General features: G+C 62.1%; 21 protein-coding genes. 9 read left to right on the top strand and 12 right to left on the bottom strand.

Features of this window, described 5'->3' with window-relative positions; genetic code table 11:
* Window positions 1–2 precede the first annotated feature (2 nt).
* Complete coding sequence (locus tag BN1118_RS17495; RefSeq protein ID WP_043557279.1) at window positions 3–845, top strand: AraC family transcriptional regulator; 843 nt, start codon at window positions 3–5, stop codon at window positions 843–845.
* Here the strand turns inward: BN1118_RS17495 and BN1118_RS17500 are convergent.
* The gene (locus BN1118_RS17500) at window positions 824–1,417 is read right to left on the bottom strand and encodes a LysE family translocator (protein ID WP_156995097.1); all 594 of its coding nucleotides are present in this window, start codon (window positions 1,415–1,417) and stop codon (window positions 824–826) included. The genes BN1118_RS17495 and BN1118_RS17500 overlap by 22 nt on opposite strands.
* Before the next feature lie 170 nt (window positions 1,418–1,587).
* On the opposite strand from BN1118_RS17500, the gene glpE reads away from it, so the two are divergent.
* Both glpE and glpG read left to right on the top strand, forming a co-directional pair.
* Window positions 1,588–1,911, top strand: coding sequence for a thiosulfate sulfurtransferase GlpE (glpE, locus tag BN1118_RS17505; RefSeq protein WP_043557281.1), 324 nt, complete (start codon window positions 1,588–1,590; stop codon window positions 1,909–1,911).
* A gap of 29 nt (window positions 1,912–1,940) precedes the next feature.
* The gene (gene glpG / locus BN1118_RS17510) at window positions 1,941–2,774 is read left to right on the top strand and encodes a rhomboid family intramembrane serine protease GlpG (RefSeq protein ID WP_043557301.1); all 834 of its coding nucleotides are present in this window, start codon (window positions 1,941–1,943) and stop codon (window positions 2,772–2,774) included.
* Between the two features lie 87 nt (window positions 2,775–2,861).
* Here glpG and BN1118_RS17515 read toward each other — a convergent pair whose 3' ends face one another.
* Window positions 2,862–5,279 (bottom strand): VolA/Pla-1 family phospholipase, encoded by a 2,418-nt coding sequence (locus tag BN1118_RS17515; protein WP_043557282.1) that lies wholly within the window; start codon window positions 5,277–5,279, stop codon window positions 2,862–2,864.
* Between the two features lie 300 nt (window positions 5,280–5,579).
* On the opposite strand from BN1118_RS17515, the gene ubiK reads away from it, so the two are divergent.
* Window positions 5,580–5,837, top strand: a complete 258-nt coding sequence (gene ubiK / locus BN1118_RS17520; RefSeq protein WP_042867376.1) for a ubiquinone biosynthesis accessory factor UbiK — start codon at window positions 5,580–5,582, stop codon at window positions 5,835–5,837.
* Between the two features lie 99 nt (window positions 5,838–5,936).
* Here ubiK and fre read toward each other — a convergent pair whose 3' ends face one another.
* The 5 genes from fre to trxA form a co-directional block, all read right to left on the bottom strand.
* On the bottom strand, window positions 5,937–6,635 hold the full coding sequence (fre, locus tag BN1118_RS17525) for an NAD(P)H-flavin reductase (RefSeq protein ID WP_043135798.1): 699 nt from the start codon (window positions 6,633–6,635) through the stop codon (window positions 5,937–5,939).
* Window positions 6,636–6,849: 214 nt separating this feature from the next.
* Complete coding sequence (gene ubiD, locus BN1118_RS17530; protein ID WP_043135797.1) at window positions 6,850–8,319, bottom strand: 4-hydroxy-3-polyprenylbenzoate decarboxylase; 1,470 nt, start codon at window positions 8,317–8,319, stop codon at window positions 6,850–6,852.
* Window positions 8,320–8,349: 30 nt separating this feature from the next.
* A complete protein-coding gene (locus BN1118_RS17535; RefSeq protein ID WP_043557284.1) occupies window positions 8,350–9,354 on the bottom strand; it encodes a hypothetical protein in 1,005 nt (334 codons plus the stop codon).
* Between the two features lie 107 nt (window positions 9,355–9,461).
* Window positions 9,462–10,727 carry a transcription termination factor Rho gene (gene rho / locus BN1118_RS17540; RefSeq protein WP_042036072.1) on the bottom strand — a complete coding sequence of 422 codons (1,266 nt, stop codon included), beginning with the start codon at window positions 10,725–10,727 and terminating at the stop codon, window positions 9,462–9,464.
* 206 nt (window positions 10,728–10,933) lie between these two features.
* Window positions 10,934–11,260 (bottom strand): thioredoxin TrxA, encoded by a 327-nt coding sequence (gene trxA / locus BN1118_RS17545; RefSeq protein WP_005307306.1) that lies wholly within the window; start codon window positions 11,258–11,260, stop codon window positions 10,934–10,936.
* A gap of 113 nt (window positions 11,261–11,373) precedes the next feature.
* Here trxA and rhlB point away from each other — a divergent pair, with 113 nt between their 5' ends.
* The 4 genes from rhlB (at window position 11,374) to BN1118_RS17565 (ending at window position 15,631) form a co-directional block, all read left to right on the top strand.
* Window positions 11,374–12,663, top strand: coding sequence for an ATP-dependent RNA helicase RhlB (gene rhlB, locus BN1118_RS17550; protein ID WP_042867371.1), 1,290 nt, complete (start codon window positions 11,374–11,376; stop codon window positions 12,661–12,663).
* A gap of 13 nt (window positions 12,664–12,676) precedes the next feature.
* Window positions 12,677–14,167 carry a guanosine-5'-triphosphate,3'-diphosphate diphosphatase gene (gene gppA, locus BN1118_RS17555; protein ID WP_043135795.1) on the top strand — a complete coding sequence of 497 codons (1,491 nt, stop codon included), beginning with the start codon at window positions 12,677–12,679 and terminating at the stop codon, window positions 14,165–14,167.
* A 208-nt stretch (window positions 14,168–14,375) separates the two neighbouring features.
* Complete coding sequence (locus BN1118_RS17560; RefSeq protein ID WP_043557286.1) at window positions 14,376–15,353, top strand: DUF4382 domain-containing protein; 978 nt, start codon at window positions 14,376–14,378, stop codon at window positions 15,351–15,353.
* Window positions 15,354–15,370: 17 nt separating this feature from the next.
* A complete protein-coding gene (locus BN1118_RS17565; RefSeq protein WP_043557288.1) occupies window positions 15,371–15,631 on the top strand; it encodes a Rho-binding antiterminator in 261 nt (86 codons plus the stop codon).
* 74 nt (window positions 15,632–15,705) lie between these two features.
* Here the strand turns inward: BN1118_RS17565 and BN1118_RS17570 are convergent, their stop codons facing one another.
* Window positions 15,706–16,455 carry a class I SAM-dependent methyltransferase gene (locus BN1118_RS17570; RefSeq protein ID WP_043557290.1) on the bottom strand — a complete coding sequence of 250 codons (750 nt, stop codon included), beginning with the start codon at window positions 16,453–16,455 and terminating at the stop codon, window positions 15,706–15,708.
* 76 nt (window positions 16,456–16,531) lie between these two features.
* Here BN1118_RS17570 and BN1118_RS17575 point away from each other — a divergent pair, with 76 nt between their 5' ends.
* Window positions 16,532–17,272: a substrate-binding periplasmic protein gene (locus tag BN1118_RS17575; RefSeq protein WP_043557291.1), complete on the top strand. Its 741-nt coding sequence runs from the start codon at window positions 16,532–16,534 to the stop codon at window positions 17,270–17,272.
* Between the two features lie 7 nt (window positions 17,273–17,279).
* On the opposite strand, the gene BN1118_RS17580 is transcribed toward BN1118_RS17575, so the two are convergent.
* The 4 genes from BN1118_RS17580 to BN1118_RS17595 form a co-directional block, all read right to left on the bottom strand.
* Window positions 17,280–19,826 (bottom strand): putative bifunctional diguanylate cyclase/phosphodiesterase, encoded by a 2,547-nt coding sequence (locus BN1118_RS17580; RefSeq protein ID WP_043557292.1) that lies wholly within the window; start codon window positions 19,824–19,826, stop codon window positions 17,280–17,282.
* A 205-nt stretch (window positions 19,827–20,031) separates the two neighbouring features.
* Window positions 20,032–22,074 (bottom strand): oligopeptidase A, encoded by a 2,043-nt coding sequence (gene prlC / locus BN1118_RS17585; RefSeq protein ID WP_043557293.1) that lies wholly within the window; start codon window positions 22,072–22,074, stop codon window positions 20,032–20,034.
* Between the two features lie 222 nt (window positions 22,075–22,296).
* Window positions 22,297–23,316 carry a porphobilinogen synthase gene (gene hemB, locus BN1118_RS17590; protein ID WP_043557294.1) on the bottom strand — a complete coding sequence of 340 codons (1,020 nt, stop codon included), beginning with the start codon at window positions 23,314–23,316 and terminating at the stop codon, window positions 22,297–22,299.
* 3 nt (window positions 23,317–23,319) lie between these two features.
* Window positions 23,320–24,105 carry a TatD family hydrolase gene (locus BN1118_RS17595; RefSeq protein ID WP_043557295.1) on the bottom strand — a complete coding sequence of 262 codons (786 nt, stop codon included), beginning with the start codon at window positions 24,103–24,105 and terminating at the stop codon, window positions 23,320–23,322.
* Window positions 24,106–24,191 lie beyond the last annotated feature (86 nt).

A 24,191-nucleotide genomic window follows, 5' to 3' on the forward strand; every position in this document is an offset into this window, starting at 1 on the left:
CCATGAGCAGGGCCGGTGCCGAGCGGGATCGCCACCTGTTCTGGCGCGATCCGGCCCTGCCCTTCATAGAGGCGCGGGCGGTGCAGGATGGCCGCCGCGTCTGTTACGACAAGCACAGCCACGCCCACTTCTCCATCGGCGCCATCACCGGCGGCCACAGCCACTACCTCAACCAGCGCAGCAGACAGGAGGTCGGCTCGGGCTCCCTGGTGCTGATGAACCCGGAAGAGGTGCACGCCTGCAACCCCATCGCAGACCAGCCCTGGTCCTATCTGATGTTCTACCTCGATACCGACTGGCTGCGCAGCCAGCAGGAGGAAGCCGGACTGGGGGCCCATTTTCGCCCCTTCGACATGACGGCCAGCCGGGATCCCCTGCTGTATGCCCGCTTGCAACACCTCTATCGCACCCTGCAGGATGACCGCCAGGATCGCCTCGCCAAGGAGGTGGCCTGCCATCTGTTCAGCCACCAGCTGCTGGCCAGGCTCACCCCCGCCAGATGGGACGCGCGCCCGCCCCTGCATCTGAGGCGCGCCGCCGAGCTGATGCAGGACGAGTACGCCAGCCCCCTCACCTTGCAGCACCTGAGCACAGTCGCCGGTCTGACCCCGTCTCACTTCGTGCGCGCCTTCAGCCGCCATTACGGCATGACCCCTCACGCCTACCTGCTCAACCAGCGCATTCGCCATGCCCGTGCCCTGCTCGTTCAGGGGCGCCCCCTGGTCGAGGTGGCGCTGGCGACGGGCTTCGCCGATCAGGCCCACTTCCAGCGCCAGTTCAAGCGGCTGGTCGCCGCGACTCCGGGCCAATACCAGTGCCTCCCTCAGCGCTCCAGCACAAGATAGCCAACGCTGAGCAACAGCAGCATCGCCATCCCGCGGTTGAACCAGCGCAGACGGCGAGGTGCGAGCAGGGCTTCCTGCAGACAGCTGCCGACATAAGCCCAGCAGGCGATGGAAGCAAGACAGATCACCAGATAGAGGCTGGTGAACCATATCGTCTGACCCACATTGCCCACGGCCCCATAGGCTCCCATGCCCATGCTGGCCGCCAGCCAGGCCTTGGGATTAAGCCACTGCATCAGGGCGCCGTATAAAAAGGCGGGTGGGGTGGCGCCCTCACGCTTCAGTTCTCCCTTGTCCGTCATCAGCAACCAGGTCAGATAGCAGAGAAAGAGGATGCCTCCCCAGCGGATGCCGCTGAGCGCCACTGGCCAGTGCGACAAGGCTGCCCCCAGGCCCAGCCCCATCAGCAGCAATAGCAGGATGAAGCCCAGGGTGGCCCCCACCACATGGCGCAGGCTGGCGCGAAAACCATATTGCGCCCCCGCACCGAGGGCGACCAGATTGACCGGGCCGGGAGAGATGGACATGGCCAGGGCAAACCCGGCCATGGACAACAGCAGACTCATTTCCATGGATGACACTCGTTGAAGGTGTTGAGCCTTTACCCTACCCATGAGCCTGGCGCCGATATTGAAGAAAATTGCGATCTCCTCCGGCGGGACGAGCCGACACATTGCGGGCTTAGCACGGACGCACGCTTGCGGTAAACTGACCCACAATCACCTATTCACAGGACATGTTAATGGACCAGTTTGCCCATATCAGTGCCCATGATGCCCACCAGAAGATCGCTGCCGGTGAAGCCCGCCTCGTGGATATTCGCGATCCGCAATCCTTCGAGGCCGCCCACGCGGTCGGCGCCTTCCACCTTACGAATGGTTCTCTGGTTCGCTTCATGGACGAGGTAGATTTCGATACCCCTGTGATAGTGATCTGCTATCACGGCAACAGCAGCCAGGGCGCGGCCCAGTACCTGCTGCAACAGGGCTATGACCAGGTCTACAGCCTGGATGGCGGCTTCGAGGCGTGGCGCAAAGAGTTCCCCGTCCAGGCAGGCGACGCATGACAGGGGCAGGCAAGCCCTCCTCAACCGGCATGATCCAGCTGCTGGTGCTCGACAACGCCCGCATGGCCCAGGCGCTGGTGGACTACCTCGCCACCCTCGGCATCTCGTGCGAGCTGACCCAGTCCGAGCTCGGCGTCTCGGTCTGGCTGGCGGATGAACAGCGCCTCGCCCAGGCCCAGCTGGAGGTGAAACGCTTCCTGGCAGAGCCGGCCCACCCGCGCTACATGGAGGCCTCCTGGCAGTCGGGTCGGGCGGATGCCCGCATCGACTACAGCAAGGGGATGACGGATCCCGTCACCGACTTCCTCCATCAGGCGGGGCCGCTGACCCTGGTGGTGATCATCGCCTGTCTGGCCATCTATGCGCTCAATGCCATAGGCCTGCCGATCTTTGACGAGCTGGCGTTCCACCCGACCCTGGCCCAGTTCACCGACTGGCAGGCGTGGCGTTACTTCACCCCGGCCTTTATCCACTTCTCGGTGCTGCACCTGGTGTTCAACCTGCTGTGGTGGTGGTATCTGGGGGGCCAGATAGAGCAGCGCCTCGGCGGCGGCAAGCTGCTGATCCTGCTGTTGGTGGGGGCAGCCCTGCCCAACATCGCCGAGTTCTTCACGAGCGGCCCGCTGTTTGGCGGCCTCTCCGGCGTTGTCTATGCCCTGCTCGGCTACTGCTGGCTGCGCGGCAAGCTGCAACCGGCCTGTGGCCTCACCCTGCCACCGGCGCTGATGGGCTTCATGCTGTTCTGGCTGGTGCTCGGTTTCTTCGACCTGCTCGGCACCAGCACTGCCAACATGGCCCACCTGGTGGGTCTGCTGGTCGGTCTGCTGCAAGGCTGGCTGGATCGCCATCACAAACCAGCCTGAGTTTGTTGCCGCAGCCTGCTGCCACTGTTTTTACGCCAGAAAACAAAACGCCGCCCCAAGGGGCGGCGTTTTTATTGGCCGACTGGCTTACTGCTTGAGCAGGCCGCCATTGGTCACCTGGACCGCGGTACCGCCACTCATGAAGAAGCTGCCGAACTGAGACTGCATCTCTGTGGTGACGTCGCCACTCGGATCGAAGTTCTCGTCCGGTGCCAGCAGCGAGCTGTGACCACCGGCCACGAAGCGGGCCGCATTGTGGCTGGCCGCGCCTGTGGCGGTCAGGGGTTGCAGCGCCAGCACCTTGAACAGCGGCTCGGTACCACCCAGCGGGGCGGACGCTATGCTGTTCGGGATCACCTGATCCGACAGGCTCAGGGCACCGTCACCCACGATCTCGGTGGCAAACAGCGGGAAGTCCGCCTTGATGCCACGGCCGAGGTTGATCGGGTCAGCCGAATCCAGCACCGACTGGGCCGCAAAGCTGTAGCTCTGCAGCGTGCTGGCTGCGGTCGCCTGAGTGGCCGCGTCCAGGCTCGGCAGGAACTCGTTGACGAAGCAGGTCGGCACCGCCGTCTGGCAGTTGGGAGCATAGGCGGTGAAACCGGCCTTCAGCTCGGCACTGCCGCTGGTCAGCACGCCCATCTTGATGGTCGGGCCGAAGGTCGGCGAGTTCAGCAGCAGCGGCGCTATGCCGCCACCCGGCATGGCCAGACCACCTGTGTCGAACTTGAACAGGGCATCCGCCTGCGCGTTGCCCAGGGTCTGGTTGGCGACCGCCAGCAGGTTGGTACCCGAAATGGCACCCAGGGAGTGACCCAGGAAGTGCACCTTGAGGTTGCCGGGCGTCCCGATGGCGCTATTGGCGTTGGCCAGGCCAACCGCCAGACGCAGACCCAGCAGGTCCGCCACGCTCTGTTTCAGGTTGTCCCGCGCCACTGTCAGGTAGCTCAGGTTCAGGTACGGCGTCGGATTGTCGGAGGTGGTCACAGTATCCATGCTGCCACTCAGAGCGAAGCCACGCTCGCCGTGCAGCGGATGATCGATCACCACCAGCGCCACCTTCTTGCCCGCCTGCATGCCGGCATAGATCTGGCCCAGCGCCAGCGCGTAGGCGTTCTCTTTCACCGAGGTCACACCGTGCTGATAGATGATGACATCCGTGATGGTGTTGAGGGCATCCTTGGCGAAGACACGCATCGGCACGGATTGCACCTCTTCCAGCATCGGCAGCGGGTTGAAGCGGCCAATGTTCTGCTCGGCGTCCAGCGGCTTGCCGCCGGAGGTGAGGGTCACCCCGATCAGCTTGCTCGCCTCGGCCAGCAGCTCGGCCTGGCGGGTCGGATCGGCAATCAGCGTCGCCAGCAGGGCCGGATCCACACCCGCCCCCACCAGCCCGGCGATCACTTCGCTGTCAGACGCCTTCAGCGCATTGGCGATGGCGTACAGGCTGGGGATGGCACCGTGCCAGGACTGGGTCTTGGCCTTGCTCCAGGAACCGGCGGTGGACGGCGAGGAGAGGAAGTAAGGCAGCTTGACGGTACCTGTGTAGACCTTGGTGCCCTGGGCAATGGGGTTGAGCGGAGCGCCGGGGCCGAAGGCGGTGGCGATCGCATCTTTCTGCTCCTGCGGCAGGAACTGCTCGGCATCCAGCTGGGTCAGGAAGGCATTGTTGCCGGTCACGGCCAGGGTATAGGTGCCGGGCAGGCTGGTGTTGCCAAGGGCATCCTGCTTCCACAGGGCGGCAGCGTCCAGGGTTGGGCTCTTCAGTACGGAAGCGGCCGCGCCCTTCACCGCCACCAGCACATCGGCGCCGGATTGGGTGCCGAACCAGTCGGAGAAGATCACATGATCCGTCGCTATGCCGGTCGCAGCCTTGAACAGCCCTTCCTGCAGCGCGATCAGACCGTTGATGGTCTGCTCCTGGGCATTGCTGCCGACGTTGTTCTTGTAGTTGCCGTAGTCACTGCCTGCCTTGAGGGCATCGCCACGGCTGTCTTTCAGCGAGTCTGTGGCCACTATCATGTAGTAGGAGGACGGGTTCAACGGCTTGAGCGGAACCAGGTTCAGCTTGCCGGCCGAGGCGGCGACCACGAAGTCCACGCCGTAGGTCAGCACCTTCTTCACGCCGCTCGGGCGCAGGGCAGTGCTGTCGAAGGTCAATTCCAGCAGGTAGAGCGGTGCCACAGAGGCGCCAAACTCGGCCGCCGTCGGTGCCTGAACCGTGATGCCGGACGAGGTGACGGGCACGATCTGGATAGCCTGGGTCGTGGACCAGCCATCAAGGGTCGACATGGCGGAGACGGGGTTGGAGAGATCCGCAGTCTCGGTGGAGAATTTCAGGGTACCATCGCTGGCCCGGGCCGCCAGGGCGCTGGGGCGCACCGCGTTGGAACCGGTCAACAGATAGTCGAGATAGCTTGAGGTGTCGCCTTTGTTATCGTCACTGCCACCACAGCCAGCCAACAGGGCACTGACAACTGCGGCATAAATTAGCTTCTTTTTCATATCCTTATCTCTTTTTAGTTGTTATCCATGATGTGCTGACGGGGGAGGGTGAAAACCCGACCGAACCATCTTAACAGCAACGCAACAATTGTTAAGCGTCTGGTCGGTCATCTGATCTGCTTTTTTTGTGTACAACATCAAGGAATTGGAATAGAAACGGGACTCGATAGGTTAACAGCTTCATTCCGGATACCAGACCCGACCAGCGACTCCCCTGCTCCTGATGGCAAAAAGCCACCCCGATCTCGGCAAAGCGGCTGAATTGTCGGTAGAATGTCGCCATTGCTTAAGGAGAACCACATGATCGACCCGAAGAAACTGGAAGAGATCGCCAAACAGGTGCACAACTCCCTGCCGCCCGGCATTCGCAGCATGGGTGAAGAGGTGGAGAAAAAGATCCGTCAGGTGTTGCAGTCCCAGCTCAACAAGCTGGATCTGGTCAGTCGCGAGGAGTTTGACGTGCAGACCAAGGTGCTGCTGCGCACCCGCGAGAAGCTGACAGCCCTCGAGGCCAAGCTGACGCAGCTGGAACAGCAGCTCGGCGCCAAAGGCGAGTAACAAACGCTGACATCGCCGGCTCGCACGGCACATAAAACAAACCCCAGCCAGGCTGGGGTTTGTTGTTTCTGGCTAGCCGAAGAGACCCTCGGCTAGCGCTCAGATAAACTCGTAGGCGTCGCCGAAGATGCGCTCAGGCTCTGCGCCGAGGATCTTGAACTCCTCCCGCGCCGCGCCGGCCATCTCGAAACGGCCTGCCACATAGATGTCGTAGTCATGCAGACTGACGAAGTCATCCATGATGGCCTTGTGCACCAGACCCGTCTTGCCGGTCCAGTCGCTTTCCGGCTCCTGCACCACGGGGATGAAGGTCAGCGGTGCATAGTCGCGCGCCCACTGCTGCATCTGCTCCTGTTCATAGAGCCAGTGCGCCTGGCGCACGCCCCAGTAGAAGAACACGGGGCGCTTGCTGCCGGTATCGATCAGGAACTCCAGGATGGAGCGGGCATAGGAGAAGCCGGTTCCCCCCGCCATCAGGATCAACGGACGGGGCGACTCTTCCCGCAGGAAGGCCTTGCCTGCCGCCAGTTCAATCTCTATCTCGCCCTGCTCGCGCATGCGGGCCAGCACCTGACCTGCATAAGCGTTCTCGGGGGTGGCACCGATCTGCAGCTCCAGCACGCCGGGGCGGGTCGGTGAGTTGGCGATGGAGAAGGGGCGCTTGTCCGAATCGCTCATCACCACCAGCAGATACTGGCCCGGCTTGAAGCTGACCGCTTGCTGCGGCGTCAGGGCCACGTGCCAGATGGTGTCGACATATTCGCGCAGTTCCTCTACGCGGCACTTGATACGTTGCATTCTTATCCTTGTGACGGGCTCGCTCGGCCCGCTTTCGCTCATTGATTCACTGTGGACTGACGACCAGTGCAGCTGGTCAGGTTCCCCGAGCATACCCAATTCCGCCCGGAGATCATCAACCTTTTGCACCAGAACGGCGGTGGCACCGCGGATCCTCTGGCTGGCCGGGCATGTTCGACCCGGCCCGAGTGATATAAATCCCAGGCAGCCGGGCCTAGCCGAGAATAGCCAGCTCGTCCCAGATGGCATCCACCTTCTGCTTCACCGCCTCGTCCTGGACTATGGGTTGCCCCCACTCGCGGTTGGTCTCCCCCGGCCACTTGTTGGTGGCATCCAGCCCCATCTTGGAGCCAAGGCCGGAGACGGGCGAGGCGAAGTCCAGATAGTCGATCGGGGTGTGCTCGATCAGGGTGGTATCCCGGGCCGGGTCCATCCGGGTGGTGATGGCCCAGATCACGTCCTTCCAGTCGCGGGCGTTGATGTCGTCATCGCAGACGATCACGAACTTGGTGTACATGAACTGGCGCAAGAAGGACCAGACTCCCAGCATCACCCGCTTGGCATGGCCGGGGTAACGCTTCTTGATGGTCACCACCGCCATCCGGTAGGAGCAGCCTTCTGGCGGCAGGTAGAAGTCCACAATTTCGGGGAACTGCTTCTGCAGCAGCGGCACGAACACCTCGTTCAATGCCACCCCGAGCACCGCCGGCTCATCGGGCGGACGGCCCGTGTAAGTGCTGTGGTAGATGGCATCGCGACGCATGGTCATGTGGGTGATGGTGAAAACAGGGAACTCGTCCACCTCGTTGTAGTAGCCGGTGTGATCCCCATAAGGCCCTTCGGGAGCCATCTCCCCCGGCTCCAGATAGCCTTCCAGCACGATTTCGGCGCTGGCGGGCACCTCAAGCTCACAGCTCAGCGCCTTCACCACCTCGGTGCGGCTGCCACGCAGCAGACCGGCAAACGCATATTCGGAGAGAGAGTCAGGCACAGGCGTCACAGCGCCGAGTATGGTCGCAGGATCGGCACCCAGCGCCACCACCACGGGGAAGCGCTCGCCCGGATGGGCTTCCTGCCACTCGCGAAAATCGATGGCACCGCCGCGGTGATCCAGCCAGCGCATGATCAGCTTGTTCTTGCCGATCTTCTGCTGACGGTAGATGCCGAGGTTCTGCCGCTTTTTGTAGGGACCGCGGGTGATGGTGAGGCCCCAGGTGACCAGAGGCGCCACATCGCCGGGCCAGCAGTGCTGGATCGGGATCTGGTCCAGATCGACCGCCTCCCCTTCCAGCACCACCTGCTGACAAGGGGCGGAGGAGAGGCGCTTGGTCGGCATGTTGAGCACCTGCTTGAAGATGGGCAGCTTCTCCATCAGCTCCTTGAGGCCGCGCGGCGGCTCGGGCTCCTTCAGATAGGAGAGCCAGACCCCGACCTGGCGCAGGGCACCGACGTTGGGCTGGCCCATGCCCATGGCGACCCGATCCGGGGTACCGAACAGGTTGGTCAGCACCGGCATGCGGTAACCTTTGGGATTTTCGAACAGCAGGGCCGGGCCACCCGCACGCAGGGTGCGATCGCTGATCTCCGTCATTTCCAGATAGGGATCTATCTCGCGGGTGATGCGCTTGAGTTGTCCGTTTTGTTCCAGCTGCGCGATGAAATCACGCAAATCCTTGTATTTCATGCAGGTACCCTGTGTTCAGGCGATGCCGCATTATAACCCTGGCGGGGCGACGGGTGTACCCGTATCGGGCAGCATCACAGGACTTGCATGGCGCTTTTCCTGCCGGGTGAGTCGATCGGCGAGCTGAGCCAGCAGCCTGGGTTCATCCATCTGCAACAGCAGACTTGCCACCTGACCGCTGTACTGACGATTGCCGAGCTCGGCCAGCAGGAACTGCTGCGCCGTGTCGGGCAGGGGCGAGAGCTGGCTGAGTTGTTGCAGGGCGGGCAGTTTCAGGCGGCCGTTGCGGCTGGCGGCGATCAGCAGGTCGCTCGCCGCCTGCCCCTGGTGAAAACGGGCCACGCTCCGAAGGGCGGCAACGCTGTCGTGATCCACCGGCTGGTGCCACAACTTCTGATAGAGGGCGCTGTCGCCGGTGCGCTCGAGCAGCTGTCGCAGCAGCTGGTTGTCGGGCAGGAAGATGCTCATTGCGGCCAGCTTGCGCGCCTCGCGCTGCAAGACAAAGAGCGGCTGCCGCTCGAGTACCGCCAGCAACGCCTGCTGCTGCTGGGCCAGGTCCGGGTTGCGGCTGTTGTAGATCTGTTTGAATTCGAAGCTGTTCTGCTCCAGCAACTGACGGTAGTTGTCCTGCCAGGCCTGTTGCTGCCAGCGGCTCAGCACCAGCCGCGCCGCAGCGGCAAAATCATAGGCGGGCTGCTGGATCAGAAAGCCGTCCACCTCCTTCTCCACCAGCCAGCGGGGCGCCTTGACCGACTGGGCGCGCACCCAGGCCAGCAGTTCGGGGGAACTCGCTCTGGGGCTGGCATCCAGAGTGGCCAGCAGCCGGCACAGCAGGTATTCCCGCTGGCCCACGGCCAGCGAGTCCAGCAGCGAGTCCATGGCGGCAAACTGCCCCTGCTGCAGACGGCTGCCCAGATAGTCGAGATGGCCCTGCAGCCCTTCATCGGCGACCAGCTCGGACTTGGCCACCGAGGGGGCAGCATGCACCGGCATGCCCATCAGCCAACCGAGCCATATCAGGAGTACCAGCTTCATGACGTCCCTGTCCTTGTGACATCGAGGTTTCATACTACTCAAGCGACCGGAAAATAGATAAACAAAAACCGCGACCTGAGCCGCGGTTTCGTCATTCTCCGACCGGATTACTTCTGTTGACGCCGCATGGAGTCAAAGAATTCGTCGTTGGTCTTGGTGGCAGCCAACTTGTCGATCAGGAACTCTATGCTGTCGATCTCCCCCATGGGGTGAATGATCTTGCGCAGGATCCACATCTTCTGCAGCTCGTCACCGGTAGTCAGCAACTCTTCCTTCCGGGTGCCGGAGCGGGTGATGTCGATGGCCGGGTAGACGCGCTTCTCGGCAATCTTGCGCGAGAGGTGCAGTTCCATGTTGCCGGTACCCTTGAACTCTTCGTAGATAACCTCGTCCATCTTGGAACCGGTATCAACCAGCGCGGTCGCTATGATGGTCAGGCTGCCGCCTTCCTCAACATTACGCGCGGCGCCGAAGAAACGCTTGGGTCTGTGCAGGGCGTTGGCGTCCACACCACCGGTCAGTACCTTGCCGGATGAGGGTATGACTGTGTTGTAGGCACGGGCCAGACGGGTGATGGAGTCCAGCAGGATCACCACGTCCTTCTTGTGCTCGACCAGGCGCTTGGCCTTCTCGATCACCATCTCGGCGACCTGGACGTGACGGGATGCCGGCTCGTCGAAGGTAGAAGCAATGACTTCACCCTTCACCATGCGCTGCATCTCGGTCACTTCTTCCGGACGCTCGTCGATCAGCAGGACGATCAGTTCACAGTCCGGGTGGTTGTAGGCGATGCTCTGGGCGATATTCTGCAGCAGCATTGTCTTACCGGCCTTGGGCGGTGCCACGATCAGGCCGCGCTGGCCTTTACCTATGGGGGAAGCCAGGTCCAGCACACGGGCCGTGATATCTTCGGTCGAACCATTGCCCCGTTCCATGCGCAGACGCTCGTTGGCATGCAGGGGCGTCAGGTTTTCGAACAGGATCTTGTTGCGGGCGTTTTCCGGACGGTCGTAGTTGACCTCGTTGACCTTGAGCAGCGCGAAATAACGTTCGCCCTCTTTCGGTGGCCGGATCTTGCCGGAGATGGTATCGCCGGTACGCAAGTTGAAGCGGCGGATCTGGCTTGGGGAGACATAGATATCGTCCGGGCCTGCCAGATAGGAGCCGTCTGCACTGCGCAGGAAGCCAAAACCATCGGTCAGGATTTCCAGCACACCGTCGCCAAAGATATCCTCACCACCCTTGGCATGCGCCTTGAGGATCGCGAAAATAATATCTTTCTTGTGCGCCCGAGCCAGATTTTCTAACCCCATGGATTCGCCAAGCTTGACCAGCTCGGACACAGGAGTGTTCTTTAATTCAGTCAGATTCATAGTGGTGAAAGTCTGTAAGCAAGGATTGAAATGAGGAGACAGTCTGCTGGATTGATGCTGATCGGATTTGATTTGCCGGGCTGTTGTTAAGCAAAGAGTCAGGCAAAAAGGTTAGCAAACGAACGATAAACTAGCACCAATCGGGATGAGCGTCTAGGTGATAAAACACAAGGAGCGCATTATTGCAATGCGCTCCTTTTTGATTATTACAGGTTACCGTCCAGAAACTCTTTCAGCTGAGTCTTGGACAGGGCACCGACCTTGGTCGCTGCCACTTCGCCATTCTTGAACAGCAAGAGGGTCGGAATACCGCGAATGCCATACTTGGGCGGAGTGTCGGCGTTATGGTCGATGTTCAATTTCGCCACTGTCACACGACCGGCATACTCTTGGGCGACTTCGTTCAGGATCGGGGCAATCATCTTGCACGGACCACACCATTCGGCCCAGAAGTCGACCAGAACGGCGCCATCGGCTTTGATTACATCTGCCTCGAAGCTGGCATCGCTCAGCTGAACAATCTTGTCACTCATCTCCAACTCCAGTCAGTAATTAAGGCTTTATTGACGTATCAACAAAGGCAATAGTTGCCCTATTTGAAATGATCCTGTTTATTATTGCAAGCCTAACCTGATAACCTACCGCCATGAGCAAAACACACTTAACGACCGAAAAATTCGCCCAAATGGGCCTCGAACCCGAAGTTCTGGCTGGTCTGGAATCAAAGGGATTTCACTATTGCACGCCCATCCAGGCACTGTCTCTGCCACTGCTGGTAGAAGGTCATGACCTCGCCGGTCAGGCCCAGACAGGAACCGGCAAGACCATTGCCTTCCTGGCCGCGACATTCAACTATTTGCTGACCCACCCGCTGACCAATCCCCGTCTGGTTAACCAACCCAGAGCCATCATAATGGCGCCCACCCGGGAACTGGCAGTACAGATCTACAACGATGCCGACAGCATAGCCGCCTCTACCGGCCTCAAGCTTGGCCTCGCCTACGGCGGCGAAGGTTACGACAAGCAGCTGGCCGTGCTGGAGCAGGGTGTCGACATCCTGATCGGCACCACGGGCCGCATCATCGACTACTTCAAGTCCAAGGTCATCGATCTGAGCAACATTCAGGTCGTGGTGCTGGATGAAGCGGATCGCATGTTCGATCTGGGCTTCATCAAGGACATCCGCTTCCTGTTCCGCCGCATGCCGGCGCCGACCGAGCGGCTGAGCATGCTGTTCTCCGCCACCCTCTCCCTGCGGGTGCAGGAGCTGGCCTACGAGCACATGAACCACCCGGAACACGTGCAGGTGGAGCCTGAGCAGATGACGGGCGTGCGCATCAAGGAGGAGCTGTTCTACCCCTCCAACGAAGACAAGATGCTGCTGTTGCTCTCCCTGATGGAAGAAGAGTGGCCGGAAAAGGCCATCGTCTTCGCCAACACCAAGCATGTCTGTGAAGACGTGCATGCGTGGCTGGAGAATGACGGCCACCGCGTCGGTCTGCTGACCGGTGACGTGCCGCAGAAGAAGCGGATGAAGATCCTGGAAGACTTCACCAAGGGAACGCTGGACATACTGGTCGCCACCGACGTGGCCGCCCGTGGTCTGCACATCCCGGACGTGACCCACGTCTTCAACTACGACCTGCCCGACGACGCCGAGGACTATGTACACCGTATCGGTCGTACCGGTCGTGCCGGCAAGAGCGGTCACTCCATCAGCCTGGCCTGTGAAGACTATGCCTTCAACCTGCCGGCCATCGAGGAGTACATCCACCACCCGATCCCGGTCAGCAAGTATGACCGCGAGGCGCTGCTGGATGACGTGACCGCACCGAAACGGGTCGTTCGCAACCGTCAGCCGGTGAACCGCAACATGCGGGATCGCCAGGGCGGTGGCAACAGCAACAACCGTCGTCGTCCGCCGCGCAAGAGCTGAAGGACAGGCCCAGTTGTACAACTCGCCGCTCTATGCCGCCATCGACCTCGGCTCCAACAGCTTTCATATGCTGGTGGTGCGCGAGGTCGCCGGTGCGCTGCGCACCGTCACCAAGGTCAAGCGCAAGGTTCGCCTCGCCGCCGGGCTCGATCCGGAATTTCGTCTCAGCCGTGCCGCCATGGAGCGGGGCTGGGACTGTCTGCGCCTGTTCTCCGAGCAGTTGCAGGACATTCCGGCCGACAACATCCGGGTGGTGGGCACCGCCACGCTGCGCCTTGCCACCAACGTCGACGAGTTCCTCAGCGAAGCGGAACGGGTGCTCAACCACAGCATAGAGATCATCTCGGGCGAGGAAGAGGCCAAGACCATCTACGAGGGGGTCTCCTGGACCTCAGCCGGGGAAGGCAACCGGCTGGTGATCGACATAGGCGGCGCCAGCACAGAGCTGGTGATCGGCGAGCACAGCGAAGCCAAACTGCTCAACAGCCTGCACATGGGCTGCGTCACCTGGCTCAACAACCACTTCGGTGACGGCGAGCTGAGTGAAGCCCGCTTCGGGCAGGCCATCGCGGCCGCCAAGGCGGTACTGGAGAAGGTGGCGGAAGATTACCGCACCCTGGGCTGGCGCACCTGCGTCGGCGCCTCCGGCACGGTGCAGGCGCTGCAGGAGATCATGCTGGCGCAAGGGAAGAGCGAGCGGGTCACACTGCCGAAACTGCAGGAGCTGATGGGTCAGGCCATCGCCTGTGGCAGGCTGGACCGGCTGCAGCTGGAAGGGCTGGCGGCCGAGCGGCTGACCGTGTTCCCCTCCGGCCTCGCCATCCTGATCGCCATCTTCGAGACTCTCGGCATCGAGAGCATGACCCTGGCGGGCGGCGCCTTGCGGGAAGGACTGATCTACGGTCTGCTCGGCAACAATCACGACTGTGATGCCCGGGATCGCACCGCCGACAGCCTGATCAGCCGTTATCAGCTGGACAAGGAGCATGCCGAGCGGGTGCGCGACACCGCCATCGAGGCCTTCACCCAGCTGCAGCCGAGCTGGCGCCTCTCGAAACGTTACGGTCGCCCCATCCTGCGTTATGCGGCTCTGCTGCACGAGATTGGCCTCTGCATCGAGTACAAGAAGGCGCCGCAACACGCCGCCTACATCATCGACAACATCGACATGCCGGGCTTCACCCCTGCGCAAAAGAAGCTGTTGTCGGCCCTGCTGTTCAACCAGCGGGACGAATTAAAGCTGGAAACCCTGGAGAAGCAGGGCGCCGTCACCGGTCGGCAGGCGATCCGGCTGGCCCGCATTCTGCGCATCTCGCTGATCCTCTGCATGCGCCGTACCCAGGGCACAGTCCCCAGCTTCACCCTGCAGGCCGATGAAGAGGCGCTGACCCTGACCCTGCCCAAGGGCTGGCTGGATGAGCACTACCTGCGCGCCAGCGAATTGCGACTCGAAGTGGAACGCCAGCAGAAGCTGGGCTGGCCCACCCGCTTGCTGGAAGCCTGATTGGGCCCGCGCCCAATCAGCTCCCCTTTTCACCCCGCCTCACCTGTTCCGACAATCCCTTTCGCAGCCACACATGGCTTCATTCAAGACTTGCCTTTGATTTCATTGGCTTTTCAGCCCGATCACGCCCCTCCTGATCGTCTTGCATTCCACCCAGTTTCTCCATCTCGGCTAGAGTAGGATCGTCTCTCAAACAGGAATGGACGCCATGAAACCTTTGACTCTGATAGGCCTGACCGCCCTGCTGACTGCCTGTGGTGGTGGCGGCGGTGACAACAACAGCCAGCAGAATACCCAGCTGTCGCTGGCCTTCTCCGATGCCCCCGTGGATGCGGTCAGCAAGGTCTGCATCGCCGTCTCCAACATCAGTATTCACCCAGTGACAGGCACCGAGCTGGGCTGGACAACCGCCAGCTTCCTGACCTCGGCCCAGGACGACGGTTGCACGCCGACGGGGGAGACAATTCCCCTCGACAGCGCGGGACATCCCCTGTTCACCTACATAGATCTGCTGCAATACCAGGGCTCCGCCAGCCGTCCCCTGCTGGCCAGCCAGAGCGTGGTACCCGGTGACTACAGCCAGATGCGGCTGCGAGTGCTGGATGGACGGGAGGTCAGCAACCAGTTTCTGGGTGGCACCCCCTACTCCTACGTCAAACAGGATGATGGGGTGATCAAGCCGCTGGAGGTGCCCAGCAGCGAGCTCAAGCTGGACGCCTTCACCATAGCCGCCAACGGCCTCAGCGCCTTCACCACTGAGTTCGATCTGCGCCACGCCATGGTGCTGCCGGGCCACGAGCAGTACTACAAGCTCAAGCCCAGAGGGGTGCGGCTGGTGAACAATACCCAGGTCGCGACCGTCAAGGGCACTGTGGCGAGCGGTGCCTGCGGCGCTCAGCTGACCGACAAGGCCTTCGTCTATCTCTATCAGCCGAGAAACGATGACAACTACCCCGATATGGCCGACAGCGACAACGGCTTCTACGCCAGCGCCCCCGTGCAGCCCTTGACCGCGGGTGGCTTTGGCTACGAGCTGGGCTTTGTTGACCTCGGCAATTACGATCTGGCCCTGGTCTGCAATGGCAACGAGGATGATCCCGAGCTGGCAGGCGATCCGCTGCAACTGGAGCAGGTGCTGAAGGGTCAGGCGGTGGTCGCCCCCGCCACCAGCATCAACTTCCAGTAGCGAGAGGCAAGACACGCATGGCAGATTACCAGCCCATCAGCTGTGACCTCTACGACTGGCTCGAGATCGCCGCCAGCTGGCAGTTATCCGTCACGCTCACCACCAGGGCGGGACGGCAATGGGTAGACAAGATCCGCACCATAACAGCCAGCGAGGGCGTCGAGTATCTGCTGCTGGAGAGTGGCGAGCGGCTCAGCCTGGCCGAGCTGGCTAGCCTGAGCCTGGTCTGGCAGGGGGAAGAGAAGCTGATCCGCTTCGCCTCCGCCCCCGCCACCTGAACGCCAAACCTAAAAAAGGAGGGCCAACACCTTGTTGGCCCTCCTTTTTTCATCCCGCGACCTCAGGCCGGCAGTCAACTCGCCGCCAGCGCCGCCATCACGTAGACATCGAAGCGGTTGCTCTTGGTTTCGATGGCCATGCTGGGTTTGTGCTCATTGAGCCAGCCCGCGTAGTCGGGCCGCTTCACCACCACCCGCTTGTCCGCCATCTTGAGGGCCGCCGGCAACAGGGCATCCGCATCGAGATCCGGCCCCACCAGCGACTGGAACACCCGCATCTCCTTCTTCACCAGCGCCGATTTCTGCTTGTGGGGGAACATGGGGTCGAGATAGACCACCTCGGGCCGCTCGGTCAACGCCAGCAGGTTGTCCACCGCCGGCCCTTGCAGCAGCCGCATCCGCTCGCTGACCCAGGGGCCTATCTCGGGATCCTGCGCCGCCCGCATCAGCCCATCCTGCAGCAGGGCCGCCACCACGGGGCTGCGCTCGATCAGGGTCACCTTGCAGCCGAGGGAGGCCAGCACGAAGGCGTCGCGGCCCAGCCCTGCGGTGGCATCCACCACGGTCGGGGTCGCCCCGGCCTTGAGCCCGACCGCCTTGGCGATGGACTGGCCCCGTCCGCCGCCAAACTTGCGGCGATGGGCCACAGCCCCTTCCACGAAGTCCACGTAGACGGCCCCCAGCTTGGGCTCGTCCAGCTTGCGCAGCTCCAGCCGCTCAGGCGTAAACACCAGGGCGAACTGGGGGTAGTCGGTCTGGTCAAGCTGGCTGGCCAGCGCTTGCGCCAGCGCGGCCTTGGCGGGGTCTTCGAGGAGGATTTGCATGGTCTTTGGAGGCGTTCTAAGTTCAGTGAAGGGAGTGTACCACAGCCCCTTTCCATCGCTGTAGGGAGGAAACCCCATGCACCTGCTCATCGCCTTGCTACTCGCCGCCCAGAGCGGCACAGACCTGAAGGTATGCGGGGTGGACTGGCCCCCCTTTTCCTATGCGGAGCAGGGGCGCCTGACCGAGGGGATTTCCATCGAGATCCATCAGGAGGCCGCCCGGCGTCTGGGGATGAAGCTCAGCCTGATCGAACTGCCATGGGGGCGCTGCGAGCAGTATGTCAGCACCCGGCTCGCCGACGGCATTCTCGACAATGCCCCGCTGCCCGGTTGTCATCACCCCGATCTCGCGACCGCTTTTTATCCCCTGGCCGCCTATGTGCGCACCGACAGCCCCCTGCACAACTTCTCATGGGAGATGGCCAGGGGGATGAAGGTCGGCATGGTGAGGGGCTATGACTACACGGACAAGATCAAGCACTATGACGGCTGGGTGCCGATCAAGGCGCACTCGGACAAACAGCTGCTGTTGCTGCTCGAAAAGAGCCGGGTCGACATGATCATCCTGGATTACTTCTCGGCTCCCATCTTGTCGAAGGAGCAGGACGTGCCGATCCGCGCGCTCTCCCCCTTCATCGACTCGACCCCGCTCTACCTCTGCTTTGGCGAGCAAAGGGCCGCGCTGCTGCCCGCATACAGCAAGGCACTGCAGCAGATGCTGGAGGAGGGTGTGCTGGATCGCATCTACCTGCGTTATCTCGGCGAAGACTATCGGACGCTGAAAAGCAGGCAGGACAAGCTGAAACCGGCGGAGTGATCGCCCGCTAGCTGATCTGCAGGAACATGCTCTTGTCGTTGAGTTGCAGGTATTCGATCAGGTCGTCATAGGCCAGCGGGCGGCTGAGCAGGAAGCCCTGGGTGAAGGCACACCCCTTCTGACAAAGGAAGTTGAGCTGCTCACGCGTCTCCACCCCCTCGATCACCACCTGCATGCCGAGGTTGTGCACTATGTTGATGATGCCGTCGAGCAGCAGCCTGTCCTGTTCGTTGAACGGGATGTGGCGCACGAAGGCGCGGTCAATCTTGACCAGATCCACCGGGAAGTTGCGCAGGTAGTTGAGCGCCGAATAGCCGGTGCCGAAGTCGTCGATGGCCAGCTTGCAGCCCGCCTCGCGCAGGGCATCGATCCGCACCCTGTGCTGATCGCTGGTCTCCATCAGCAGGGATTCGGTGATCTCGATGACTATGTCACAGGGGTCGAGCCCGAAGTGGTGAATCACCTTGAGCCACTCGCTCGCCTCCGGATCTATGGTCTGGAACTCCAGGGTGGAGCGGTTGATGGACATCTGCAGATCCGGGAAGCCGGATTGCTGCAACCGCGCCAGATCGCGGCAGGACTGCCAGAGCACCAGCGCCCCCAGCCCCTGAATGAGCCCCGCCTCCTCCGCCAGCGGAATGAAGTCCGCCGGCGAGACCTGACCCCAATGCGGGTGATACCAGCGCACCAGCGCCTCCAGCTTGGCCACCCGGCCGCTGCGGTTGTCCCAGATCGGCTGATAGGCCATGGTCAGCTGCTCCAGCTTGATGGCCTCCGCCAGATCCTGTTGCATCTGGTGGCGCTGGCGCACCTCTTCGCGCATGGAGGCGCAGTAGGTACCGAGCAGGCGTCCCTGTCGCTTGGCGGCAAACAGCGCCTGTTCGGCGTTGCGCAGCAGCTCGTCACTCTCGACGCCATCCCCGGGGCAGAGGGTGATGCCTATGGTGGCCGTCACATAGAGGTGCTGATTGGCCAGCATGAAGGGGCGGGCGAAACCGCCTATCACCTGCTTGGCGAACACCTCGGCCTGGCGGCGGTTGACTATGCCGGGCACCAGGAAGGCGAACTCGTCGCCGCCGATGCGGGCCACCAGATCCTCGGTACGCACCCGGCTCACCAGCCGATCCGAGACCTCCCGCAGCAGGGCGTCACCGGCGTGGTGATCCATGCTGTTGTTGACCGCCTTGAAGTTGTTGAGATCCAGCACCATGAGCGCGAAGCGCTCGCCCCGCTCGCAGAAGCGACTGAGGCAGCGGCCGAACAACCAGCGATTGGGCAGGCCGGTGAGGTTGTCGTAGTTGGCCTGGGCGGCGATCTTCTGCTCCGCCAGCTTGGTCTGGGAGAGATCGCTGAAGATGGCGATGTACTGGCTGATCCTGCCCCCTTCCCGCAGGGTGCTGATCATCAGCTGCTGGGGGTAGAGCTTGCCGTTCTTGCGCTTGTTCCACACCTCGCCACGCCAGACCCCTACCCGCTCCAGCGCGTGATACATGTCGGCGTAGAAGGCCTGATCGTGCAGCCCGGACTTGAGCAGGCTGGGGCGCTGACCGCACACCTCGGTCTCGCTGTAGCCCGTGATCTGCTCGAACGCCGGGTTGACCGAGATGATGCGGCTGTCCGCATCGCACACCAGAATGGCTTCGGAGAGGTTGTCATAGACCCGGTGGGAGAGCTTGAGCTGCTCGGCATGGCGCTTGAGGGGGTCGATATTCTCCAGCACCACCATCAGGTAGTCGGGCTGCTGCTGATCATCCCGCACCAGGGTGACTGTGACTCTCCCCCACAGCACCTGACCGTCCCGGTGCAGGTAGCGCTTCTCCTGGGTGAAGGCGGTACGCTCGCCGCGCTTGAGCTCAGCGTAACAGGAGACGCTGCGCAGCCAGTCTTCCGGATGGTTGAGCTCGGCAGCGGTACGGTGCAGCAGCTCATTCTGGCTGTAACCCAGCATCTTTTCGATGGCCGGGTTGGTCCAGAGGATCCTGCCATCCAGATCCAGCTTGCCAATCCCCACGGGGGCGTGGGACATCATGGTGTGCAGGAAGTGGTGATACTCGGGCTGACTCTGCACCGGCAACTGCTGGCACATCAGCGCCAGCTCGCGGCCCGCCAGCGGTGCCAACAACCGCAGCAAGCCCATCACCTTGTCCATGTTGGCGAGCGGCTGCTTGAACAGCACGCTGCAGATGCCTATGGTCTCTCCCTGGGCATTCTTGAGGGCCACACCGGCATAGGCCTGAATATGCCAGGCCTGTAGCACGGCGGCATGGGGAAACAGCTGCTGGACGCGATCGCTGAACCAGGCCTCCCCCTCTTGCAGGGTGACTTCCCCCGGGGTGGCGCTAACCGGAAAACTGAAGTTGGTGGTGTCGAGAGATGCGGGATGGGCGGCGTGCACCTTGAAAAACAGCCCCGCTTGATCCCTACCTGAAATCAGGACGAAGTCGGCCCTGACCGCTGCTGCGATTTCACTCACAAAGGTATCGAAATATCCCTGACCACTCGAATGAGACAGACTTGAGATGATTTGATAGACAGACTCGAGTGCTCGCCTCATGGCAAGGTTCTTTCTCTCCTTGGAAGGTAGAACCCGACTCTACTGAAGAGGCGGGGACAGTGCAAACATGCACTCCGCAAGATATTAAAAAGCCTTGAGAAAAGGGACCAAAAGGTCCCTTTTTATCTCAAAAATCACGCAAGGATCCCACTATGCCGCAAAAGTGTACCTGCTTGAAGCTCACGGCGGCAAAGGGCGCCGGGCCTCAGGCGGCAATCCCGCTGTGGCGTAGCAGGGCATCGACCCTGGGTTCGCGGCCACGGAAGGCACGGAACAGCTCCATGGGCTCCTTCGAACCACCCTTCTCCAGAATATTCTTCAGGAAGGATTGGCCGGTGGCGGGGTTGAAGATCCCCTCTTCCTCGAAGCGGGAGTAGGCGTCGGCAGAGAGCACCTCGGCCCACTTGTAGCTGTAGTAACCCGCCGCATAACCGCCGGCGAAGATGTGGGAGAAGCTGTGCTGGAAGCGGTTGAACGCAGGCGGCGTCATCACGGCCACCTGGCTGCGCACCTCGGTCAGCAGGGCCGGGATCTGATCCGGATTGGCCGGGTCAAACTCCTGGTGCAGGCGGAAGTCGAACAGGGCGAACTCCAGCTGACGCAGCATCTGCATGGCGGCCTGGAAATTGCGAGCGGTCAGCATCTTCTCCAGCAGATCGGCAGGCAGCGGCTCGCCGGTTTCATGATGACCGGAGATGAAGGCCAGCGCCTCGGACTCCCAGCACCAGTTCTCCAGGAACTGGCTCGGCAGCTCCACCGCATCCCAGGCCACGCCGTTGATGCCGGCGACACCGGCCACGTCGATCCGGGTCAGCATGTGGTGAATGCCGTGGCCGAACTCGTGGAACAGGGTCACCACCTCGTTGTGGGTGAACAGGGCCGGTTTGCCATCCACAGGGCCGTTGAAGTTGCAGGTCAGATAGGCCACCGGCTTTTGCAGCGAGCCATCCTGACGGTAGCGACGACCCAGGCACACATCCATCCAGGCCCCGCCCTGCTTGTGCTCGCGGGCATAGAGGTCGAGGTAGAAGCTGCCGCGCAGCTCGTCCTCGGCATCGAAGATGTCGTAGAAGCGCACGTCCTGGTGCCAAGTGTCGATGCCGAGGCGCTCGCGCACCTTGATGCCAAACACCCGTCTCACCACCTCGAACAGGCCCTTCACCACCTTGTTGGCTGGGAAGTAGGGGCGCAGTTGCTCGTCGGAGATGGAGAACTTGTGCTGCTTGAGCTTCTCGGCGTAATAGGGCAGATCCCAGGCCGCCAGTTCGCTCTGGCCATGCTGCTCGGCGGCGAAGGTGCGGATCTCCTCCAGCTCGGCCTTGCCCTGGGGCAGGGATTTGGCCGCGAGATCCGAGAGGAAGCCCACCACCTGCTCCGTCTTGTCCGCCATCTTGGTGGCGAGCGACAACTCGGCATAGTTGCCAAAACCCAGCAGCAGGGCCAGTTCGCGGCGCAGGGAGAGCAGCTCGGTCATGATGGCGGAGTTGTCCCACTTGCCGGCGTTCGGGCCCTGATCCGAGGCGCGGGTGGTGAAGGCCTCATACAGTTCGGCGCGCAGCGCGCGGTTGTCGGCATACATCATCACCGGCAGGTAGGAGGGAATATCCAGAGTGAACAGCCAGCCCTGCTGACCCTTCTGCTCCGCCAGCTGGCGGGCGGCGGCCTGCGCACTCTGCGGCAGTCCGGTCAGGTCTGCCTCGTCGGTCACCAGCCTGGTCCAGCCCTGGGTCGCATCCAGCACGTTGTTGCTGAAGCGGGAAGCCAGCTCGGAGAGACGGGCCTGGATTTCACCGTAGCGCTGCTGCGCCTCGGCGGGCAGGCCGATACCGGACAGGCGAAAATCGCGCAGGGTATTCTGGATCTCCTTGCGCTGGGCACGGCTCAGCAGCGGGAAGTCGTCGCTCTCGGCCAGCTCGCGATAGGCCTGATAGAGGCCCTCATGCTGACCGACATAGGTCTGGAACTCGGACAACAGCGGCAGGCAGGCATCGTGGGCCGCGCGCAGCGCTTCGCTGTTGAGTACGGAGTTGAGATGACTGACCGGTGACCAGACTCGCGCCAGGCGGTCATTCACCTCTTCCAGCGGCGCGATCAGACTGTCCCAGGTATGGGGGTCCCGCTGGGCCAGCACATCGCTGATCTTCTGTTTGCAATCGGCGATGGCCTGCGTCACGGCAGCTTGCACCTGGTCGGGCTGGATCTGGCTGAAAGGGGGCAGCGAGTCCATTGTCAGCAAAGGGTTGTTCATCCTGCGGTACCTCTAAATTCTCTACAGCCCCTGCCGTCCAGAAGCCTGCTTGGACCATCTAAGATGTAGGCAGAAACCTCATTAATCAAGCCTTTGCCGCCGAGAGGCGGGCCAGTTGCCCACTTTTCGCGAAAACTTGCTCATTAAATCAGCGACAAGGAGGCCAGAGACGACAATGCCGACCCGGGGGTCGGCATTGTCAGCGAAAGCGCAAGGCGGGCATCAGCGTCTGGCGTCTTCCTGCAGCCACTGCGCCACCCGCTTGGCGAAGTAGGTGAGGATGCCATCGGCACCGGCCCGCTTGAAGCAGAGCAGGGACTCCATGATGCTCTCCTTCTCCTTCAGCCAGCCGTTCTGGATCGCCGCCATGTGCATGGCGTACTCGCCGCTCACCTGATAGGCGAAGGTCGGCACGCCGAACTGATCTTTCACCTGACGGATCACATCCAGATAAGGCATGCCCGGTTTGACCATGACGCTGTCGGCCCCTTCCTGGATATCCAGCGCCACTTCGTGCAAGGCTTCGTTGCTGTTGGCTGGATCCATCTGGTAGGTGGCCTTGTTGCTCTTGCCCAGGTTGCCGGCAGAGCCGACTGCATCGCGGAACGGGCCGTAGTAGCAGGAGGCGTACTTGGCGGAGTAGGCCATGATCTGGGTGTTGATGAAGCCGTTCTCTTCCAGCGCGGCACGGATGGCGCCGATACGGCCATCCATCATGTCGGACGGCGCCACTATATCGACCCCGGCGGCGGCGTGGGAAAGCGCCTGCTTCACCAGTATTTCCGTGGTGATGTCGTTCAGCACATAGCCTTCGTCATCTATGATGCCGTCCTGACCGTGGGTGGTGAAGGGGTCGAGCGCCACGTCCGTGATGACACCCAGCTCGGGGAAGCGAGCCTTGAGGGCGCGGGTCGCCCGCTGGGCCAGACCGTCCGGGCTGTAAGCCTCTTCCGCCAGCAGGCTCTTGCTCTGAAGCGGAGTCACAGGGAACAGGGCGATGGCGGGCACGCCGAGGGCGACCAGCTCTTCGGCTTCCGCCAGCAGCAGATCGATGGAGAGACGATCCACCCCCGGCATGGAGGTGACGGCCTCACGGCGGTTCTCCCCCTCCAGCACGAACACGGGATAGATGAGATCGTTGGCGGTCAGTACGTTCTCGCGCACCAGACGACGGCTGAAATCATGTTTGCGCACCCGGCGCAGGCGGCGACCCGGAAAGGCGCCAGGAAGTGTTGTAGCCATGAATCACTCCAAAAGAGGAAGTTGGAAGAACGCGGCGGAGGTGGCCCGGGTGTGGGCCAGCAAGGCCTCGGGCGCTTCACCACGGCAAGCCGCCACCACCTGGGCGATGTGCGGCAAAAAAGCGGGTTCGTTGCGTTTCGGTCTGGGTTTCAGATCCCGCGGCACCAGATAGGGGGCATCCGTCTCTATCATCAGCCGACCGGCCGGAATGCGGGCCACCTGCTCGCGCAGCAGCTGGCCGCGGCGCTCGTCGCAAAGCCAGCCGGTCACCCCTATATGCAGCCCGAGCGCCAGACACTCGTCCAGCTCCTCGTCAGAGCCGGTGAAGCAGTGCAGCACGGCTCCCGGCAGCCTGGGCAGCCAGGGACGCAGGATCTCGATGAACCTGGCGTGGGCATCGCGGCAGTGCAGAAACACCGGCATCCCTAGCTCGGCGGCCAGCGCCAGCTGGGCGTCGAATACCGCATCCTGCACCGGACGGGGGGAGAAGTCCCGGTTGTAGTCGAGGCCGCACTCGCCGATGGCCACCACCTGCGGCAAGGCCGCCAGCGCACGCAATGCGGGCAGGGTCTGCTCATCGACGCTCTTGGCATCGTGGGGATGCACACCCGCGGTGGAGAAGCAGTAACCCGGCCACAGCGCAGCCAGGTCAGCACTTTCTCGGCTACCGACCAGATCGGTGCCAGTCAGGATCAGCGCCTCGACCCCGGCGGCGCGGGCACGGGCCACCAGTGCTGGCTGTTCACCGGCAAACTGGCTGCTGGTGAGGTTGAGACCAATGTCGATCATGGGATGAGACGTTCCGAACAAAAGGAATACATATCAGGTATTTGAAAACCATCTACTCAATGGGGCATCACCATACGCCTCGAACG

The organism is Aeromonas bestiarum, assembly GCF_000819745.1.
Taxonomy (GTDB): domain Bacteria; phylum Pseudomonadota; class Gammaproteobacteria; order Enterobacterales; family Aeromonadaceae; genus Aeromonas; species Aeromonas bestiarum.

Bases quoted from the DNA above. Each gene is read 5' to 3' on its own strand.
- BN1118_RS17495 (WP_043557279.1), top strand. From the start codon at position 3: ATGAGCAGGGCCGGTGCCGAGCGGGATCGCCACCTGTTCTGGCGCGAT.
- BN1118_RS17500 (WP_156995097.1), bottom strand. From the start codon at position 1,417: ATGGAAATGAGTCTGCTGTTGTCCATGGCCGGGTTTGCCCTGGCCATG.
- glpE (WP_043557281.1), top strand. From the start codon at position 1,588: ATGGACCAGTTTGCCCATATCAGTGCCCATGATGCCCACCAGAAGATC.
- glpG (WP_043557301.1), top strand. From the start codon at position 1,941: ATGATCCAGCTGCTGGTGCTCGACAACGCCCGCATGGCCCAGGCGCTG.
- BN1118_RS17515 (WP_043557282.1), bottom strand. From the start codon at position 5,279: ATGAAAAAGAAGCTAATTTATGCCGCAGTTGTCAGTGCCCTGTTGGCT.
- ubiK (WP_042867376.1), top strand. From the start codon at position 5,580: ATGATCGACCCGAAGAAACTGGAAGAGATCGCCAAACAGGTGCACAAC.
- fre (WP_043135798.1), bottom strand. From the start codon at position 6,635: ATGCAACGTATCAAGTGCCGCGTAGAGGAACTGCGCGAATATGTCGAC.
- ubiD (WP_043135797.1), bottom strand. From the start codon at position 8,319: ATGAAATACAAGGATTTGCGTGATTTCATCGCGCAGCTGGAACAAAAC.
- BN1118_RS17535 (WP_043557284.1), bottom strand. From the start codon at position 9,354: ATGAAGCTGGTACTCCTGATATGGCTCGGTTGGCTGATGGGCATGCCG.
- rho (WP_042036072.1), bottom strand. From the start codon at position 10,727: ATGAATCTGACTGAATTAAAGAACACTCCTGTGTCCGAGCTGGTCAAG.
- trxA (WP_005307306.1), bottom strand. From the start codon at position 11,260: ATGAGTGACAAGATTGTTCAGCTGAGCGATGCCAGCTTCGAGGCAGAT.
- rhlB (WP_042867371.1), top strand. From the start codon at position 11,374: ATGAGCAAAACACACTTAACGACCGAAAAATTCGCCCAAATGGGCCTC.
- BN1118_RS17560 (WP_043557286.1), top strand. From the start codon at position 14,376: ATGAAACCTTTGACTCTGATAGGCCTGACCGCCCTGCTGACTGCCTGT.
- BN1118_RS17565 (WP_043557288.1), top strand. From the start codon at position 15,371: ATGGCAGATTACCAGCCCATCAGCTGTGACCTCTACGACTGGCTCGAG.
- BN1118_RS17570 (WP_043557290.1), bottom strand. From the start codon at position 16,455: ATGCAAATCCTCCTCGAAGACCCCGCCAAGGCCGCGCTGGCGCAAGCG.
- BN1118_RS17575 (WP_043557291.1), top strand. From the start codon at position 16,532: ATGCACCTGCTCATCGCCTTGCTACTCGCCGCCCAGAGCGGCACAGAC.
- BN1118_RS17580 (WP_043557292.1), bottom strand. From the start codon at position 19,826: ATGAGGCGAGCACTCGAGTCTGTCTATCAAATCATCTCAAGTCTGTCT.
- prlC (WP_043557293.1), bottom strand. From the start codon at position 22,074: ATGAACAACCCTTTGCTGACAATGGACTCGCTGCCCCCTTTCAGCCAG.
- hemB (WP_043557294.1), bottom strand. From the start codon at position 23,316: ATGGCTACAACACTTCCTGGCGCCTTTCCGGGTCGCCGCCTGCGCCGG.
- BN1118_RS17595 (WP_043557295.1), bottom strand. From the start codon at position 24,105: ATGATCGACATTGGTCTCAACCTCACCAGCAGCCAGTTTGCCGGTGAA.